The sequence below is a fragment of the Kitasatospora sp. NE20-6 genome (assembly GCF_045862635.1).
Genome location: NZ_BPRL01000022.1, coordinates 162,810 through 178,556, shown reverse-complemented (window position 1 = coordinate 178,556; position 15,747 = coordinate 162,810). Strand labels below are relative to the sequence as shown.

Sequence of the window (15,747 nt, the reverse complement as noted above, 5' to 3'; positions counted from 1 at the left end):
CGTTCTCGTCCGCGACTTCGAAGATCATTCCGGCGTTGCTGGCGGGCAACTCGGTGGTTCTGAAGGTCTCGCCGGAGAACTCGCTGAGCATGGGGCTCCTCGCGGGTCTGCTGGAGCGGGTGGGGCTGCCGCGGGGGGTGGTCAGTGTGCTGCCCGCGGACCGGGGGACGAGTGAGTACCTCGTCTCGCATCCGGGGGTCGACAAGATCGCGTTCACGGGTTCGACGCGGGCCGGGCGGCGGATCGCCTCGATCGCGGGGGAGCAGCTCAAGCGGGTGAGTCTGGAGCTGGGGGGCAAGTCGGCGGCGGTGGTCCTGCCGGACGCGGACATCCGTGCGGCGGTGCAGGGTCTGAAGTTCTCCTCCCTGCTGAACAACGGGGAGTCCTGCATCGCGCAGACCCGGATCCTGGCTCCGCGCAGCCGCTACGAGGAGGTCGTCGCCGCGCTGAAGGAGCTCGTGGAGTCTCTCAGGGTGGGTGATCCGGTGGATCCGGACACCTTCATCGGGCCGATGATCACCCCCGGGCACCAGGAGCGGGTCCGGCAGTACATCGCGCTCGGCATCGAGGAGGGTGCCCGCCTGGTCACCGGTGGGCCGCAGGTCCCGGTGGGGCTGGAGGGCGGCAACTACGTGACTCCGACGGTCTTCGCGGACGTCGACAACTCCATGCGCATCGCGCGGGAGGAGATCTTCGGTCCGGTGCTGGTGGTCATCGCCTACGAGGACGAGGACGATGCCGTCCGCATCGCCAACGATTCCGAGTACGGCCTGTCCGGCGGTGTCTGGTCCGCCGACGAGGAGCGTGCGCTGCGGGTCGCCCGCCGTATCCGTACCGGCACGGTCACCGTCAACGGTGCCGCGGTCGGTTTCGACGGTCCCTTCGGCGGCTTCAAGGCCAGCGGCACCGGCCGCGAGTACGGCGCGGTGGGCCTCGGCAGCTACACCGAGTACAAGACCATCACCCTCTGACGCACGACCCGCGGACCGGCGGCTGTCCGGCCGCTGCCGCCCGTGCCGCGCGGCCCCCGGCCGTGCCGCGGCACCCCCGGCCCCGGCGGCGGTCACCCCGGTCGTCCGCCGCCCCCCGGGCCCCGTCCCGTCCCTGCCGCCGGTACCGGCCGCGAAACCGCAGCCCGGCGCGTCCTCGACCGACAGGAACACCTGCCATGCCCAAGGAACAGCCCTCCCAGGCGCCCGGAACCCGCGGCGTCGGCGCCGCGATGAGCGCCCTCGTCCTCGCGGTGCTGCTCGCGGCCCTCGACCAGACCATCGTCTCCACCGCGCTGCCGCGGATAGCCGCCGACCTCGACGGGTTCGACGACATCGCCTGGGTCAGCGCCGGCTACCTGCTGGCCTCGACCGCCGTCACCCCGCTCTGGGGCAAGCTCGGCGACATGTTCGGCCGCAAACGGCTCTACCTGACCTCCACCGCCGTGTTCCTCGCGGCGTCCGTGGCCTGCGGTCTCGCGCAGGACCTGCCCCAGCTGATCGGCGCCCGCGTCCTGCAGGGCGTGGGTGGCGGCGGCATGATCGTCCTGACCTTCGCCCTGGTCGGCGACATCGTCGCGCCCGAGCGGCGTGGCCGCTACCAGAGCCTGTTCGGCTCCGTGTACGGCGTCGCCAGCATCATCGGGCCGCTGCTCGGCGGCGTCTTCACCGACCAGCTCTCCTGGCGCTGGGCCTTCCTGGTCAACCTGCCGATCGGCATCGTCGCGCTCGCCGTCGCCGCCCGGGTCCTCCCCGCGGGCGTCCGCGGCACCAGGGCCCCCGTCGACCACGCCGGCGCCCTGATCCTCGCCGCCATCGCCACCGGCCTGGTGCTGGTCACCTCGTTCGCAGGCCGCTGGGGCTGGACCTCTCCCGCCATCGTCGGCCTGACCGCCGCCACCGCCGTGCTCGCCGTCCTGTTCGTCCCCGTCGAACGCCGCGCCGCCGCCCCCGTCCTGCCGGTCACCATGCTCACCTCCCGCACGGTGGTGCTCTCCTCGCTGATCGGCTTCGCGGCCAACGCCGCCATGTTCAGCGTCCTGGTGTACCTGCCCACCTACCTGCAGATCGTCGACGGCGTCTCGGCGACCCTGTCCGGCGTGCACATGCTGCCGCTGGTCGTCGGCCTCGTCCTCAGCCAGTCCCTCGCCGGGCGCTGGGCGGCGCACGCGGGGCGCCTGCGCCTGATCCTGGTCTCCGGACTGGTCGTCAACCTGGCCGGGCTGGTCCTGCTGTCGACCGTCGGCGTCACCACCGGCACCCTCGTCCTGAGCGCCTACTTCCTGATCACCGGTGCCGGTATCGGCATGGTCCCGATGGTCGTGCTGACCGCCGTCCAGAACTCCGTACCCGCGGCGGACATCGGCGCCGCGAGCGCCGTGGTCACCTTCGCCCGGTCCATCGGTGCCGCTTTCGGGGTCGCGGTCTTCGGCGCCCTGCTCACCGCCGGCTTCGCGACCCGCACCCGTGACCTGCCGCGCACCGGCGGCTTCGACCCCTCGCGGCCCGAGTCCCTCGCCCAGCTCCCGGCCCACGCCCAGGACCTCGCACGGGCCGCGTTCGCCCACGCCACCGGCGGCGCCTTCCTGTGGATCGCCCCGGCCCTGGCCGTCGGCGCCGTGCTCACCCTGCTGCTCCGGCAGGGCCGGGCGGGCACCGGCCCGGCCGCCGGGGACCGCCCGGCCAGGAAGGCGGACGTCCGCTCGCGGGTCGCCTGAGCCGCGGCTCGCCCGGGCGGGGGCGGCCAGGAGGGAGCGGCCGGTCGGGGGCGGCCGGCCGGGCCCCGACCGTTCGCCCGGCAGCAGGGATCCGGCCCGAGAGCACCCCGCTGGCCGTGTCCCGCCGGCAGGCCCGTGGCCTGGCCCGCAGTCCCGTCGGCAGGCCCGCCGGGGCTCGGGCACGCGCCCTAGACTGGCCCCTCGCGACGGCGAAGGAGACGGCGGAGGAGATGGATGGGGCACAGCGTGGCAGCACGGGCGGCCCACACGCCCCCGCTCGCCCCCGCCCCCTCCCGGACGGCCCCCTCCCGGACGGCCCCCTCCCGGACGGCTCCCTCCCGGACGGTGCCCTCCCGGACGGCGAAGCCCCGGGGCGGTCCCCGGTGAACCTCGGCGCCACCGACCCGCTGGTCGGCCGGGAGCGCGACCTGGACCGCATCACCGCCGGCCCCACCCACGAGCGGGAGAGCGGCGCCCTGCTGCTGTCCGGGCAGCCCGGCATCGGCAAGTCCGCCGTGCTGGACGCGGCGGCCGACGCGGCCGCCGCCGCGGGCACGCGCGTCCTGCGCGCGGCGGGTGTGGAGTTCGAGGCCGACATCAGCTACGCGGCACTGAACCAGGCGCTCCTCCCGCTCCAGGACGTCTTCGACCGCCTCGGCCCCCACCACCGGGAGGCCCTGGACGTCGCCCTCGGGCTGGGAGCCGGCGCCCCGCCGGAACGCTTCGTCGTCTGCAACGCCGCCCTGGCCCTGCTGCGGGCGGCCGCCGTCGGAGCCCCCGTGCTGCTGGTCGTCGACGACCTGCCGTGGGTGGACCGCGCCAGCTCCGCCGTCTTCGGATTCGTCGCCCGGCGGACGGCCGGTGAACGCGTCCGGTTCCTCGGGGCCGCCCGTACCGGCGCCGGTGGCTTCTTCGAACACACCGGCCTGCCGACCCACGAACTCTCCCCGCTCGACCCCGAGGCGGCGGCGCGCCTGGTCGACACCCGGTTCCCCGCACTGGCCCGTCCGGTCCGCCGACGCCTGCTCGACACCGCCCAGGGCAACCCCCTGGCGCTGCTCGAACTCCCCAACGCCCTGAGCCAGGACCAGCCGCGCGCCCGGGACATCCCGCCCGCCATCCTGCCGCTGGGCGAACGTCTCCGGTCCCTGTTCCTCACCCGCGTCCGCGATCTGCCCGCCGCCACCCGCGACCTGCTGCTCCTGGCGGCCCTCGACGGCACCGGCGACCTCGGCGTGCTGTCCGCGGCGGCCCGCCGGATCGACGACGGCACCGGACCGGAGGACCTGGGCCCGGCCGAGGACGACGAACTGGTCCGGGTCGACAGCGGCACCCACCGCCTGGTGTTCCGCCACCCCCTGGTCCGGTCGGCGGTCGTCGAGGCCGCCACCAGCAGCCGCCTGCGCGCCGCCCACCGCGCCCTCGCCTACGTCCTGGAACACCGGCCGGTGCAGCGTGCCTGGCACCTGGGGGAAGCCACCCTCCAACCCGACGAGGAGGTCGCCGCCCTCCTGCAGCACGCGGCCGGCCACATCCTGGAGCGCGGCGACGCCGTGGCCGCCATCGCCGCGCTCACCCGCGCCGCAGACCTCAGCCCGCTCGGCGCCGACCGCGCCCGCCGCCTCGCCGAGGCGGCCTACGTGGGGGCCGAGGCCGTCGGAGCGCTGAGCAGCGCCTCGGCGCTGCTCGAGGACGCCCGGCGGGCCGACCCGGGCCACGGGGTCTCCCTGCGGGCGGCCGGCGCCGCCGTCCAGCTCCTGCTGAACAGCGACGGTGACGTGGCCACCGCCCACCGCCTGCTGGTCGGCGCCGTCGAGGAGGGCGGCCACGGCCACCGGGCCGACGACCCCGCACTCGTCGACACCCTCCACTTCCTCATGCTCCTGTGCAGCTACGGGGGCAAGGAGGAGCTGTGGGCACCGTTCGACGCGGCGCTGTCCCGGCTGCGGCCCGCCGCCCCGCCCCTGCTCGGCATCGGAGCCCGGACCTTCTCCGACCCCCTGCACGCCGACGGAGCGACGCTGCGCCGGCTCGACGCGATCATCGACGGCGTGACCACCGGCACCGAACTCGCCGAGATCGTGCGCATCGGGGCCGCGGCGATCTACCCGGACCGGCTGTCGGCACTGCGCGAGGCGTCGTGGCGCGTGGTCCGGCAGGGCCGCGAGGGCGGACCGGTGCGCCGCCACATCGGCTCCCTCCTCCACCTCTGCCTCGACGACTACCTGCGCGGGAGGTGGCAGGAGGCCCTGGACCTGTCCGACGAGGGCCTCGCCCTGTGCGCGGACTCCGGTTACAGCGTCTGCACCTGGTTCTTCCAATTCACCAAGGGCCTGGTCGTCGCCTCCCGGGGTGACGCCGGACAGGCCCGCACCCTGGCCGCCGCCATGACCGACTGGGCGGCACCGCGCGGGGTGAGCATGAGCACGGACTGCGCCCGCCAGGTGCACCTGCTGGCCGACATCGCGGAGGGGAACTTCGACGGGGCCTTCGGCCACGCCGACGCCGTCAGCCCCGCCGGCAGCTTCGCCCCCCGTACCCCCCACGCCCTCTGGGTGTTCTTCGACCTGGTGGAATCGGCCGTGCGCACCGGCCGGCACGAAGCAGCGGCGGCGCACGTACGGGCGGTGCAGGAGACGAACCTCGCCGCGCTCTCGCCCCGTCTCGCGCTCCTCGCCGCCGGCGCGGAGGCGATCGCCTCCACGGACGACCTGCACGCCGCCCGCCTCTTCGCGCGGGCGGTCGGCGCGCCGGACGTCGAGAAGTGGCCCTTCGACCTGGCCCGGGTACGCCTGGCCCAGGGCGAGCGGCTGCGCCGGGCCCGGGCCCTCTCGGACGCCAGAGCCCCGCTCGCGGCGGCCCTGCGGACCTTCGAGCGCCTGGGCGCCGTCCCGTGGGCCGAACGCGCCCGCAAGCAACTCCGGGCCGCGGGCGAACCGGTGGCGGTCCCGGACGGCCGAGGGGCCCGCGCACTCACACCGCAGGAGTGGGAGATCGCCGAGCTGGCCGCCACGGGCCTGACGAACAAGCAGATCGCCGAACGCCTCTTCATCTCCCACCGGACGGTCGGCGCCCACCTCTACCAGATCTACCCGAAGCTGGGCATCGCCTCCCGCATCGCGCTCCGGGACGCGCTGCTCGCACCGGACGCCGGTGAGCCGTCCGCCTGACACCCATCGGCACCGCCGCTCCCGCGCCGAGCGGGCCGCCGCGAACCCGTCGGACGACGGTCACCGTGCCGACGGCGCCAGGACACACGTGTCGACCCGTCACCGCGACCGGCCCGGGCGGCGGAGGCATCGGGAGGAGCACACCCGGGCCTGCCGGAAGGGGCCCGGCGCGGATCGGCATCCGCGGCAACCGCCGGGGACGGAGTCCCGTGACTCAACTCCCGCAGGCGGTCAACTGACGGATGCCGCCGCCCCGCCGGGTGAGCAGAGTGGATGCGGCCGGGCGGAGAGCGCCCGCAGACCCATGTCATCCCGCGTGTCGTTCGGCATGATCCGAATGATCCGACACGTGCACACGTACCTGGAGACGCCGTGACAGTCGTGAACTTCCATCTCCTCTCCTCGCTGAGCCCGGCCGCCGTGCTGGAGGTGCTCACCGACTTCGGCCCGGCCAGGGCCGAGGCCTGGCCCACCATCGACGCGGACCACTTCGAGGTGCACGGCCTCGGCGAGGGCTGGGCCGAGGTGACCGAGGGCACCGGCGCCGCTTGGGAACGTGCCCGCTACGACTGGGCGCCCGGGGGCGACGAGGTCACCATCACCACCCTCGACTCCAAGATCTTCGGGCCCGGGGGAGGGTGGGTGTTCCGGATGACCCCCGAGGGGGACGGAACCCGCGTCGACGTCCGGCTGACGAGAGAGCCGGGCACCCTGAAGGGGAAGATCCTGGCGTCGCTGCTCCCCGCGGTCGCGCCGTCGTCCCTGCGCAAGTCGTTCGCCGGCCCTCTGCGGGCCCGCTGATCACCGACGGCGGCGGCCGGTCGGGCCGTCCGCCGGAGGGCACCTGGTCGGGGGCACCTGGTCGAGAGCGCACGGTCGAGGGCGCGCCGGGTGCGGTTCACCGCACCGCACCCGCATGAGCAGGCCCGCCCGAGGTGTGGATTGCCTGACGGGGCGGCAACCGGTCAGGATGGTGAGGTGATGCATGCCTTTCCCTGCGGAACCCTGCCCCTCGACTTCGTCGGAACCCTGCGCGCGCGGCGCAACGAGGCACCGGCGGAGAAGCTGGCCACCCCCCGGCAGCTCGACGCCTGGTTCGTGGAGGCCGGGATGCTCGACGCCGAACCCGGCGCCGACGAGACCGACCTCGACATCGCCGTGGACCTGCGCGAGTCGATGTACGCGCTCATCGGCGCCCGGCTCCACGGCGAAGCGCTGCCGCCGCGGGCGATCGCCGAGGTGAACAGGCACGCGGCCGGACTGCCCGTGACGCTGCGCCTGTACGCCGACGGTGCCACCAGGACCGGGGGTGCGGCCCAAGGGCTCGCCGCACTCGCTCGCGAGACCGTCGAGATCCTCGGCGGCGATGACGCCGCGCTGCTCCGTGAGTGTTCCCGGCCCGAGTGCACCCAGGTCTATCTGGACCGCTCACGCGGTCACCGGCGGGAGTGGTGCGCCATGAAGACCTGCGGCAACCGGGTCAAGGCCGCCACCTACCGCGCGCGCCACAGTGGTGAGGCCGGCTCCTGAGCGTGCGTCCGGCGCCGTTCCCGACGCCCGGGCCCGTACGGGCGCGCCGCCGCACCGGCTGATCCGGTGCCGGCCCGTGGCGCCCGGGACGGCGATGCCCGCTCCCGCCCGGGCCGGTCGGCGTTCGCGCCGCACGGCCCGGGCGGACACCAACAGGTGCGGCCCGCCACGGCCCTGGAGCCGACGGTCACCGGAACGCCGGGCGGCGACGCGGCGGTTCCGGTCGGTGCTACAGCGTCTCGTAGTAGTAGCTGGCGAAGATGCTGAGGCACGGGTATGCCGCGTCGGCCTCGGGCTCGGACCGGGTGTCGGCTTCGAGCTGCTGGAGGGCGAGGATCTCGGTCATGGACGGTTCCTTCCTGGTCGGGACGGGGCCGGCGGACGGCGTCGGTCAGGAGAGCTCGGCATCGACCCACGAGCTGGCGTAGATGCTGAAGCAGGGGAAGGCGGACGCCTCCTCCACCTGGTCGAGTTCGAGCTGCTGGAGGGCGAGGATCTCGGTCATGGACGGTTCCTTCCTGGTCGGGACGGGGCCGGCGGACGGCGTCGGTCAGGAGAGGTCGGCGTCGACCCACGAGCTGGCGTAGATGCTGAAGCAGGGGAAGGGGTACGCCTCCTCCACCTGGTCGAGTTCGAGCTGCTGGAGGGCGAGGATCTCGGTCATGGACGGTTCCTTTCGCTTTCCTGTGGGTGGGCGGGATCCAGGGTGAACCAGTCGTCACCCGGGCCGTGGAGGGCTCGGTGCAGCGTCAGCAGGATCCCGGCGCTGCCGCTGGCCACATCGGCGCTGAACCGGAGCGAGCCCGTTCCGAGCCAGCGGACGCCGTCACCGTGGGGGACGGCGTACTTGAGGAGTCCGGTCGCGAGCCGCACCGCGTTCCGGCGGTCGGCGGCGTCCCGGGTGAAGTCGGCGTGTTCCGCGAGCAGGTAGGCCAGTCCGGCGAAGCCGTCGTGCAGGCCGGCCTGCACCGCGCAGGCCTTGCGGGCGTCCGCGACGACGCGGGGCAGTGCCGCGGCGCAGCGTTCGTCCGCCGTGGCGGCCGCGTAGCGCAGCAGGACCGTTCCGATGCCGGCGGATCCCGTGGCCAGGTAGGGCATGACCCGTCTGTTCACGCTGTTGTCGGCGAACGAGAGGGAGCCGTCGGGCAGTTCCACCGCGCGGTCCAGTTCCTCGTGGAGGAGCCCGAGCCCGGCCGCCAGGTAGTGCTGTTCGCCCGTCGCGCGGGCGAGGTGGTGGAGGAACAGCGCCAGTCCGGAGCGGCCGTGGAACAGCCCGCGGGCGTCGTGGGTGCCGAGGGTCGGGGCCAGGTCGGGGGTGCGCAGGACCGCGTCGCCGGCGGCGGCGGCCCGCTCCAGGTGGTGCGGGTCGCCGGTGTGCCGGTGCAGGGCGAGCCAGGCCAGGCCGACCCCGGCCCGGCCGCCGGCCAGTGTGGTCGTGGCGGCCGCCAGCGGATGGCGGTCGGCGGTGCGCAGCAGGTCGACCGCCTCGTCGAGGTGCCCGGCCCGGGCCAGCACCCTTCCGACTCCGGCCGAGCCGACGGCCAGCCCGGGGGGCAGCGTGTCGGCCGCGGCCAGGGCGTCCCGGCGCAGCCGTTTGTCGACGTCGTCCGGGACGGGCAGGCCGGCCCGGTGCAGGGCGTGCACCACGCCGGCCGTTCCGTACGCCACGCACACCGTGTTGGTGTGGAACGCCAGGGGCGACGGGGGGAAGACCCAGTCGGGCCGGCCGGGGTCCGCCAGGTCGAGCAGCCCCTGCGCGGTCCGGTCGGCGAGCCGGGCCAGGCAGCCCAGCGGGTCGGCGTCCACCTCCTCGGGGGCGGGCAGCACCGGGGGTGCGTCCCGGCCGGGCCGGTGGAAGGCGGTGGCCCGCTGCCACAGGTCGCCGGGCACCGGCGCGGTCGCCGCCAGGTCGCGCCGGAGCAGGGCGAGGTTGGCCGGGGTCAGCTGGGGCGCGTTGTGGAACGGTGCCAGCAGGGTGAGGGTGACGGCCGCCAGGCCGTAGCGGTCGGTGAGGAAAGGGTCGGAGGGGTGCTCGGAGGCGAGGCCGGGGGGCGGTGCGAAGCCCGGGGTGCCCATCCGGGCGGGGCGGTCGGCCTGCGGGGTCACGGACTCGAAGTCGACGAGCCGGGCGTCGCCGGCGGGGGTGACGATGACGTTCCCGGGGCTGACGTCGCCGAACCGGAGCCCCAGCGCGTGGAGCCGGTCGAGGGCCGTGTCCAGCGCGGCGAGGACGCGGCGGCAGGCGGCGTGGTACCGGTCGAACTCCTGGACGGGCCGGTCGGCCTGGAGACCGGGCGAGCTGCGGTTGATCCACTTCACCAGCGGGAGGCCCTCGACGTGTTCCATGACGAGGAAGTCGTGCTCCCACGCGGTGAACAGCTCCAGCGGTTCGGGGCAGACGCCCGGGGCGCCCGCGTGCACGGCGGTGAGGGTGTCGTACTCCTGGCGCAGCCGCTCCTGGGCGCTGACGCCGTCCCAGGTGTAGCCGGTGTGCGGGCGTGCCTCCTTGACGAGGACCAGGCGGCCGGTGCGGGTGTCGCGGGCCTCGTACGCGCCGCCGGCGTTGCTCGGCTGCAGCACCCGGACGACCTCGTAGTCGCGGATCCGGATCGCGCCCCGGTGCGGCGCCGGCTCCTCGGCCACGAAGGGATCGGTGACGCCGTCGGGCAGGACGAAGAACGGCTGCCGCACGTCCGGCACCTGGTGTCCGTGCCCGTCCGTCAGCAGTGGTTCCGCGGTGCCGTCGGGCCGCAGCCGGCTCCGGCGGGCGAACGCGCCGTAGCGGTAGTGGACGGTCCGGGAGTCCCGGTAGCGGCGGTCGCTGAGGACGTAGGCGCCCTCCTCGCCGTGCAGGGCGTCGGCGAGGAGGGCGAGCATCCGTCCGGCGGTCCCGGTGTCCGCCGGGTACACGGCGCAGAACTTGCCCGACTGGGACCGGGCCGCGTGCTTGTGGTGGAGGGTGAGGAAGAAGAGGCGCGCCGACACGTGCTTGAACGGCACCCCCTCGGCGAAGCACGTGTCCGCCACCGTGTCGAGGACCTCCTGGGCGCGCTCCAGCCGCGCCGACACGTGGATCTTCCAGCCCTGCTCCGCCCGGCGGACCCCGGGGCCGTCCCACGCCGTCCAGATGTCCCGGTCGGTTCCGTGCCAGCCGGCCGGCACCCGGGCGGGGGCGAAGCGCCGGCCGGGGTCGGCCATCGTGCCGAGGGGCGCGTAGAACTGCTCGTCGGACAGTGCGTCGAACAAGGGTCCTCCTCCAGTGGTCGTGCGTCCGCCCGGGATCAGCCGGTTGGCCGGTGGCGGGCAGGCGCAGCAGGCCCCTGCCGGGGAAGAGCCCGGCCTGCCGCGGGTCGCCGGCCGCGCGGGCACGTCCGAGGACCTCCGGCGACTCCTCGCGGCGGCCCGTGCCCGTTCGGCACCGGCTCGCCGGAGTGCACGCGCAGGGGCAGCGCGACGGACGTCGGCCGGGAGCCCCGGGCCGTCGTCAGGCCGCCGACCCGCAGCAGCCGGAAGTCCCGGTTCCCGCCGAGCGTGCCGCCGTTGCGCGCCGCGACGTTCAAGGATGCCCCCGGGTCCGTCCGCAGTCCCCGGAGCGGCCATCGCCCCGGCGGACAGGACGCTAGGCACCGCGGGTTCCCCAACGGTCAAGCCGCGGTATAGGAACGGTTCTCCACCCCGGGCCGCGGCGACCGTCGCAGGCCTGTGCGCCGACCTGCGCGCCGGTCTCCCGCCGGCCCGGCTCCAGGCCGTCCGCGCCGCGGGTGACGACACCTTCCGTCTCGCCACCGGCCCCGTGTCCGGCTGCGGATCGGGCAACGGCGAATCCTGCGCCGTCATGACCAGGTACTTCCCGAAGATTTCGGCCGGACCGGGCCTTTCCGATTCCTGATTCGGCTTCCGTGACGGCTTGTCGGTTCAGCGGACAATCGGATGAGACGTGCACGGTGGGGCTTTGACCGTCCCGGTTGCCGGGGCTTGGCGGGATGTCACCCTGGCCGAATGCTGCGGTCGGATCGCCTGCTGACCGTGAGGAAGCGAATGATGCCGTTCAGGCCCGTTCCTCCTACTGGCCGGCTTTTCGGTTGCCCTCGGCCGGAACCGCCGACCGTTCGGGCCGCGCCGTCATGCGGCCTTTTGCTTTGCAGACGAACACCGTGGCGAATTCCGGAGCTGTGACGTCAATCGGTCGGACATTCCGTCACGCGCACGGATGACGGCATGACATCCGGGTCCGCTGCGCCGTGGGACGATGCGACGGCGCCGAAATCCGGCGGACCCGGCAACATCGGTCCATGCACGAACTGGCAGAGAAGGAGCGGAACATGGGATTCCCCCGAGGCGAACAGATCGCGCACGATCGGAGTGCCGCGGCATGACCGCCACCCTGGACGAGACGCTGTTCCACCAGACCGGCGCCGGCCTGCCGGTGCCGTTTGCCGTCGCCGGGACCGGGATGCACCTGCCGCCGGCCGTCGTCACCAACCAGCAGCTCACCCGCACCCTGGACACCAGCGACGAATGGATCACCAGCCGCACCGGCATCCGCGAACGCCGCCGCCTGGCCCCGCACCTGGCGACCTCCGACATGTGCGTCGCCGCCGCCCACCCCGCCCTGGACGCCGCCGGCATCGCGCCCGCCCGGCTGGACGCGGTCGTCGTCGCCACCTACACCGGGGACCAGCCGTTCCCGTCGACCGCACTGATCGTCAAGGACGCCCTCGGCGCCCACCGCGCCCTGTCCCTGGACATCACCCAGGCCGCCTGCGCCTCCGGTGTCCAGGCCATGCTGATCGCCGCCCACCTGCTGCAGAACCCCTCCATCACCACCGTCCTGCTCATCGCGGCCGACTGCGCCTCCAGGGTCACCAGCCCCACCGACCGCACCACCGGCGTCTTCTTCGGGGACGCCGCAGCAGCCGTCGTCCTCACCCGCACCGACACCCCGGGAGCGGGCCTGCTCTCCTACGACCTGGGCTCCCAGCTGTCCTACGACGTCCAGATCCCCGCCGGAGGCTCCCGGCTGCCCGCCACCACGGCCACCGTCGCCGCCGGGGAGCACTACCTGCAGATGGACGGCCGCGCCGTCTGGAACGCCGCCACCACGCGTCTGCCCGAGAGCATCACCGGCGCCGTCCGCCGCGCCGGCGTACCGATCGACCGGATCCGCCACTTCTTCCTGCACCAGGCGAACCTGAACATCCTCACCGAGACCATGACCGCCCTGGGCGTTCCCCGCGACCGTGCCCCCGTCACCGTCGACCGGCTGGGCAACACCGGATCGGCCGGCCTGTTCACCGCGCTCCACTCCACCGCCGCCGGGGGCGGCCTGCTCCCCGGAGACGTCTACGTGCTGTCCGGGATCGGCGCGGGCTTCCAGTGGGGAACCCTCTGCCTCCGACACGCCTGACCGGCCCGCAGAACCGCGAGGGGTCGCACGTGCCGGCTCCGGACGTGCCGACCCCGGCCGTGCGGAAGCCGGTCCGTGTCAGCCGAGCTCGTTCTTGTGGACGACGCCGTCCTTGACGATGAGGCGCAGGTTGCGTCCGGGATCGGCGAGGACGGACAGGTCGGTGGTCGGATCGCCGTCGACGACCAGGAGGTCGGCCCATGCTCCCGGAGCGACGACCCCGAGCGGCGCCGCGCGGTAGGGGTCGCGGAGGCCGGACAGGCGGAACAGCTCCGCGTTGCCGGAGGTGGCCGTCCTCAGGGCCTCGACCGGGCCGATGAGGGCGCCGAGCCGGACCAGCATCTCGTTCTGGCGGTGGGCCTTCCCGGGGGCGAGCACCAGGTCGGTGCCGAAGGCCAGCCGCACGCCGTGCTCCACGGCCCAGCCGAAGGTGCGGGCTGCGCCCTCGCACACCTCGCGGTTCTTGCGGTCGCTGTCGGGGGAGGCGTAGTGGTGGTCGTCGACCTCGAACGGCTGGCTGCTCAGCCACACGTCCTTCTCCGCGAGGTGGCGGATGGTGTCCTCGTCGACGAGGTGCCCGTGCTCGATGCAGCGCACCCCGGCCTCCACCGCGCGGCGGACGCCCTGGGAGGTGTAGGCGTGCACGGCCACGTAGGTGCCCCAGTCGGAGGCCGCAGCGACCGCCGCCTCCAGTTCCGCAGGGGTGAACTGCAGCACGTCCAGCGGGTCGTACGCGGAGACGACGCCGCCGCCGGCCATCAGCTTGATCTGCGTGGCGCCCTTCCTCAGCTGTTCGCGCACGGCCGCGAGCACCCGGTCCGGCCCGTCGGCCACCCTGGTGAAGCCGATCCGCTCGGACCGGGCCGGCGGCCCGCCCAGGGCGGTCGGGGCGTCGTGGACCGCTCCGAAGTCGCCGTGGCCGGCCGTCTGGGAGATGGCCGCCTGGCTCGGGTAGATCCGTGGCCCCGCGAACAGTCCGCTGTCGAGGACCCCTCGCAGCGGCGCGGTGTCGCCGGCCATGTCCCGCACCGTGGTGAAGCCGCGCATCAGCATGTCGCGGGCCGCGGCCAGGGCCTGGTAGTAGACGGTGCCGGTCGGTGCGAGCTCCAGCTCCGCCATGGTGCTGCCCGTCGCGAACAGGTGGACGTGGGCGTCGGTGAGGCCCGGGATGAGCGTGCCGCCCCCGCCGTCGAGCACCGTCGTCCCCCGGGGGACGCTGCCCGGGAGGGGGCGGTCCGCCACCACCTCCGCGATCCTGTCCCGTTCGACGCGGACGTACCCCGGCACCGCCTCCCCGCCGATCCCGTCGAAGACGCGCACGTTCGCCACCAGCAGCCCGGTACCCGAGTCGTCGACACCCATGCCGCCATCCTCGACCGGCCACCGGGCCGGTACCAGGGGGACGGGACCGATCGGCCGACGCCCGGCCGGCATCCGGCCGGCATCCGGCCGGCACGGCCCCGCGCGTCCCGCCGTCCCGGGCGGTGACCCCGGGTTCCCGGGCGTGCGCCGTGCGTTCCCGGGCCGTTGCGGGGTGAGGGCGCGGGCGGTCGGGGGAAGAAAACGGACAGGGACCGGTTGTCGGACTGCTGCCACGGAGGACCGATGCGACGGGACGGACGGGTGACGAACTCCCTGCTCGCGCTGCTGAGCCGGGACTGGGCGGGAGTGCCGGTCGCGCTGGCGGTGGCAGGAACGGGCGGCGGCCTCGTCGGGGCGGAGGCGGCCTGGGCGGTCGCGCTGGGTGGTCTGCTGGTGGCTCTCGGCGCGGTGCTGCTGGCCGGGGCCGTCCGTCACCTGGTGCTGGTGGCCCGCGAGGGGCGGAGGAATCCGCCGCCCGGGCGGCTGGTCGATGTGGGCGGTCACCGGATGCACCTCCTCGCCGAGGGGGAGGCCGGGAGCGGGCCGACGGTGGTCTGGGTGCCGGGCGGGCACGCCCCCGGTGAGGAGTTCCGGGAGCTGCACACGATGCTGAGGACCCGGACCCGTTCGGTCCTGGTCGACCGGCTCGGTTCGGGGTGGAGCGACGTCGGGCGTTTCCCGAGGACGACGGCGGGCGAGGCGGAGGAGTTACCGGCGGCGCTGGAGAGGGCGGGGGAGCGCGGCCCGTTCGTGTTCGTCGGCCATTCCTTCGGCGGGCTGCTGGTCGCGAACGTGGCCAGGCGCCGGCCGGACCTGGTGGCCGGGCTCGTCCTGCTGGATCCGACGCCCCTGGAGGTGATCGCCTTCGCACCGGCCGGCGGTCAGCTCGCGGGGATGCGTCGTAGCTTCCTGCTGACCTCGGTGCGGCAGCTGTTCGGCGCGCACCGCGGCCCGGGCGGCCGGACCGGACAGGGCTGCGCCGCCGCGTCGGTCTTCGCCGAGCTGTCGCCGTCCGGGCTGGCGGCGGTGGGCTGGGAGACCGTGGTGTACGACGGGGATCTCGGTGACCTGCCGCTGGTGCTGGTGATACCCCGGGATCTCATCGGGGGCGAGGCGGTGCTGGCCGGCGCCCGGGACGCGGTCGAGGCCGAGCGGATCAGCCGTTTCTACCTCCGGAGCAGGGTTCGGTACCTGGCGGCGTCGACGGAGTCCCGGCTGGTGCACGCGCCGGAGGGGACGGGTCACGACTTCCCGCGCGAGGAGCCCGGGTTCGTGGCCGGCGTGGTCGGGGACCTGGTGCGGGAGCTGCGTGCGGTCAGCCCGTGACCGTCCGCACGGAGCCTGCCAGGACCGGGCAGCAGCGGGAGGAGGAACCCGGGTCCACGCACGTCGGAGCGCCGGCGGGACCTGACCGTCAAGGCGGTGGAGGCTCGCACCGACGCCGTTCGGGTGGTTCTGTCCGTCGGGCGGTGGCCCGCGGCACCGCTGCAACCGCCCGACGGCGCCTTGCCGGAGCGGGATCTCCGTGCGGGGCGCGCAGCAGGTGCAGGCACAGGATCGTGCGTATATGG

General features: G+C 74.5%; 10 protein-coding genes. 7 read left to right on the top strand and 3 right to left on the bottom strand.

Annotated elements, in window-relative coordinates; all coding sequences use genetic code 11:
- From SNE206_RS19435 to SNE206_RS19415, 5 genes are all read left to right on the top strand, one after another.
- Positions 1 to 971: aldehyde dehydrogenase family protein (locus SNE206_RS19435; protein WP_407914681.1), on the top strand; the 971-nt coding region annotated here is incomplete at its 5' end.
- A gap of 197 nt (positions 972 to 1,168) precedes the next feature.
- Entirely contained in the window at positions 1,169 to 2,707 is a 1,539-nt protein-coding gene (locus SNE206_RS19430; protein WP_407914680.1) for an MDR family MFS transporter, read from the top strand.
- A 383-nt stretch (positions 2,708 to 3,090) separates the two neighbouring features.
- Entirely contained in the window at positions 3,091 to 5,877 is a 2,787-nt protein-coding gene (locus tag SNE206_RS19425; RefSeq protein ID WP_407914679.1) for an AAA family ATPase, read from the top strand.
- A gap of 372 nt (positions 5,878 to 6,249) precedes the next feature.
- Positions 6,250 to 6,678 (top strand): hypothetical protein, encoded by a 429-nt coding sequence (locus tag SNE206_RS19420; RefSeq protein WP_407914678.1) that lies wholly within the window; start codon positions 6,250 to 6,252, stop codon positions 6,676 to 6,678.
- Positions 6,679 to 6,855: 177 nt separating this feature from the next.
- On the top strand, positions 6,856 to 7,407 hold the full coding sequence (locus SNE206_RS19415; protein WP_407914677.1) for a CGNR zinc finger domain-containing protein: 552 nt from the start codon (positions 6,856 to 6,858) through the stop codon (positions 7,405 to 7,407).
- Between the two features lie 229 nt (positions 7,408 to 7,636).
- On the opposite strand, the gene SNE206_RS19410 is transcribed toward SNE206_RS19415, so the two are convergent.
- The gene (locus SNE206_RS19410) at positions 7,637 to 7,753 is read right to left on the bottom strand and encodes a class III lanthipeptide (RefSeq protein WP_407914676.1); all 117 of its coding nucleotides are present in this window, start codon (positions 7,751 to 7,753) and stop codon (positions 7,637 to 7,639) included.
- Between the two features lie 314 nt (positions 7,754 to 8,067).
- Positions 8,068 to 10,653 (bottom strand): class III lanthionine synthetase LanKC, encoded by a 2,586-nt coding sequence (lanKC, locus tag SNE206_RS19405; RefSeq protein ID WP_407914675.1) that lies wholly within the window; start codon positions 10,651 to 10,653, stop codon positions 8,068 to 8,070.
- 1,126 nt (positions 10,654 to 11,779) lie between these two features.
- On the opposite strand from lanKC, the gene SNE206_RS19400 reads away from it, so the two are divergent.
- Positions 11,780 to 12,814 carry a 3-oxoacyl-ACP synthase III family protein gene (locus SNE206_RS19400; protein WP_407914674.1) on the top strand — a complete coding sequence of 345 codons (1,035 nt, stop codon included), beginning with the start codon at positions 11,780 to 11,782 and terminating at the stop codon, positions 12,812 to 12,814.
- A gap of 78 nt (positions 12,815 to 12,892) precedes the next feature.
- Here SNE206_RS19400 and SNE206_RS19395 read toward each other — a convergent pair whose 3' ends face one another.
- Positions 12,893 to 14,176, bottom strand: coding sequence for an amidohydrolase family protein (locus SNE206_RS19395; protein WP_407914673.1), 1,284 nt, complete (start codon positions 14,174 to 14,176; stop codon positions 12,893 to 12,895).
- A gap of 243 nt (positions 14,177 to 14,419) precedes the next feature.
- Between SNE206_RS19395 and SNE206_RS19390 the strand changes: the two genes are divergently transcribed.
- Entirely contained in the window at positions 14,420 to 15,502 is a 1,083-nt protein-coding gene (locus tag SNE206_RS19390; RefSeq protein ID WP_407914672.1) for an alpha/beta fold hydrolase, read from the top strand.
- Positions 15,503 to 15,747 lie beyond the last annotated feature (245 nt).